The sequence below is a fragment of the Mycobacterium sp. genome, assembly GCF_049281135.1.
In the GTDB taxonomy this organism is placed as follows: domain Bacteria; phylum Actinomycetota; class Actinomycetes; order Mycobacteriales; family Mycobacteriaceae; genus Mycobacterium.
The window spans coordinates 1-2647 of the sequence record NZ_JBAPRN010000041.1 but is presented as its reverse complement, the minus strand read 5'-3'; the positions used below and the strand labels follow the sequence as shown (position 1 = coordinate 2647).

General features: G+C 58.7%; 2 protein-coding genes. Both read left to right on the top strand.

Going from position 1 to position 2647, the window contains the following annotated elements; translation table 11 throughout:
* The first annotated feature begins 132 nt into the window (after positions 1–132).
* Positions 133–1203, top strand: coding sequence for a Mu transposase C-terminal domain-containing protein (locus WAN02_RS01525; RefSeq protein ID WP_422262173.1), 1071 nt, complete (start codon positions 133–135; stop codon positions 1201–1203).
* On the top strand, positions 1203–2033 hold the full coding sequence (locus WAN02_RS01520) for an AAA family ATPase (RefSeq protein ID WP_422262171.1): 831 nt from the start codon (positions 1203–1205) through the stop codon (positions 2031–2033). The genes WAN02_RS01525 and WAN02_RS01520 overlap by 1 nt, the downstream gene beginning before the upstream one ends.
* Positions 2034–2647: the final 614 nt, after the last annotated feature.

The window sequence follows — 2647 nt, the reverse complement described above, 5'->3', positions numbered from 1 at the left end:
TTTCTAAAGAAACCGCGGCCATCGGTCACCGCCATTCATCGACGGGTCGCGGCAATTGCAAGGGAGCGGAAGCTCCCAATCCCCGCATACAGCAGCGTCCACGCGATTGTCAGCGCCCTCGATCCTGCCTTGGTGACCTTGGCGCATGAGGGTCATGCGGCTTATCGAGACCGATTCGAACTCATCTATCGCCATCGAGCGGAACGACCGAACGCGACCTGGCAAGCCGATCACACGCAGCTCGATATCTTGATTCTCGATGCCAACGGTCAGCCGAAGCGACCGTGGCTGACCACGGTGATCGATGACTACTCGCGCATCGTCGCCGGCTACACGGTTTTCCTGGGTGCTCCCTCGACGCTCCAAACCTGCCTCGCTCTGCGCCAGGCCATCTGGCGCAAGGAAGATCCGGCGTGGCCGGTCTGCGGAATTCCCGAGGTGCTTTACGTCGATCACGGTTGCGATTTCACCAGCCGCCACCTGCAGCAGGTCGCGGCGGATCTCAAAATTCAATTGGTGCATTCGGCCGTTGCACGCCCTCAAGGTCGCGGCAAAGTTGAGCGGCTCTTCGGCACGCTCAACACGGAACTTCTTTGTGACCTACCGGGGTATCTGGTGGAGGGGAAGCCGGCTACTGCGCCCAGGCTCTCGCTGTCTGTGCTCGATGCCGCCATCGGCGCGCACATCATCGGCAATTACAACGTCCGAGAGCATCAGGAAATCGATGCCATACCGCGGGTGGCGTGGTTGGGAAATGGATGGGTGCCGCGGATGCCTCAGAGTCTGGAGGCTCTCGATCTGCTTTTGATCGCGGTCGCCACCGCCCGCATCGTCCGGCGCGATGGCATCCATTTCGAGGGACTGCGATATCTTGATGCCACGCTCGCCGCCTACGTGGGCGAGTCGGTGACTGTTCGCTACGACCCGCGTGACCTGGCCGAGATTCGGGTGTTTCACCACGATCGCTTTCTTTGTCGCGCCATAAATCAGCAGCATAGCGACCAGACGCTATCCCTCAAGGACATTCAAACAGCTCGAGTGGCTCATCGGCGTGCGCTGCGTGGCCAAATCACTGAGCGGGTTCGTGGCATGGGCAACTTTTGGGGATCCGATAACACAGTTCTACCGGACCTCCCAACAGCGGCACCGCCGGTGGCCGAGGTGCGCAAACCGCCACTGCGGCTTTACTCGGAAGACACGTAATGGGCGCGGCCGCGAAGGACACTATCGGCCGCCGCGCAGGTGCTTTCATCGCCACCAAAGAGCATCGTCGCTTCGTCGAATTCGCAACCGCGGTGCGCGAAAATCGCTACATCGGTTTGTGCTACGGCGCGGCCGGCGTCGGCAAGACACTTTCCGCCCGGCAATACGCCAACTGGCCAGAGGTAGAGTCGTTGTTGTACGACTGGGGCCTGCGCGAGCGCTCGACCGGCAAAATGCTTGCCGCGATGAATCGCTCACGGACCCTTTTCTACACGCCAGCCGTCAGCATCTCGGCGCGCGTCCTGAATAGGGACATTCATCGATTACTGGCGTGTGCGACCGCCTGCATCCGACCACACAACGAGCGAGCCAAGATGGAATGCTCGTTCAATCATATGGAAATGGTGATCGTCGATGAAGCCGAGCGCCTCTCAACGCCGGCGCTGGAATTTCTGCGCGATCTTTTTGATCGCTCTAACATTGGCCTCATACTCATTGGAATGACAGGGATCGACAAGCGCCTGGCGCGCTATCCGCAGCTCTATAGCCGAGTTGGCTTCGCTCATCACTATCGCCCTCTTCAGGGCAATGAGCTCAGTTTCGTTCTCGCTCGACACTGGCGCGAGCTCGGCTTATGCCTGGATGGGGCCGACTTTGCCGATGCTCAGGCGATCGCCGCAGTTGCTAGAATTACCGGCGGCAATTTCCGGTTGATCCACCGTCTCTTCGTGCAGATCGAGCGTCTCATGGACATCAATCACATGACCACCATCACCGACGAAGTCGTCAACGCAGCACGCCGCATGCTCGTCATCGGCACCGCCAATTAGCGCTGGAGAAACCCCGCCAATTACCGATGGAACTCACAGACTTTCTCGAAGCTTTGGCCATCCTCGAATTCTAACACCCCCATTAACGGCTCTTATTGGGCAAGTCTCGCTGGATCACTCTTTGCCTCGGGCCCTCTCCTCAATCGCACGAATGCGGTCCCCTGTCTGCACTCCGACCCCATCGAGAGTGAGAGGGGTGGCTGCGCTTGTTTGGACAGAAATTCTTCCGGGATAAGTGGATCTGTCTGAGCGGTTGATGTGATCGTGTCTTGCTCTTCGGTATTCGTCAATGGTCTTCAACAGAGAGAGTCTGCCGCGTTCAGCGGCAGAAGCTCCGGTTTTTTTCTGCTGACCGGAAAAACTGACCGCCGTAAACGCTCCAGGAACCGAGATCTCGATCGACCTGCTACCTCGGGTACCCCGAAAAATCGATGCGGCATCCGATTTTTCGATCATGCCGCGGCCGCCATGATCGGAGCGAGCCCCGCGAAATACACCTCGTCGGGCGTGGCGTAGCCGAGAGCCTCATGAATGCGCCGACCGTTGTAAAAATAGAAATATTCGGTCAGTCCTCGTCGTAGCTGCGTGCCGTTCTCGTAGGCGCGCAGGTAAAT

Bases quoted from the DNA above. Each gene is read 5' to 3' on its own strand.
- WAN02_RS01520 (WP_422262171.1), top strand. From the start codon at position 1,203: ATGGGCGCGGCCGCGAAGGACACTATCGGCCGCCGCGCAGGTGCTTTC.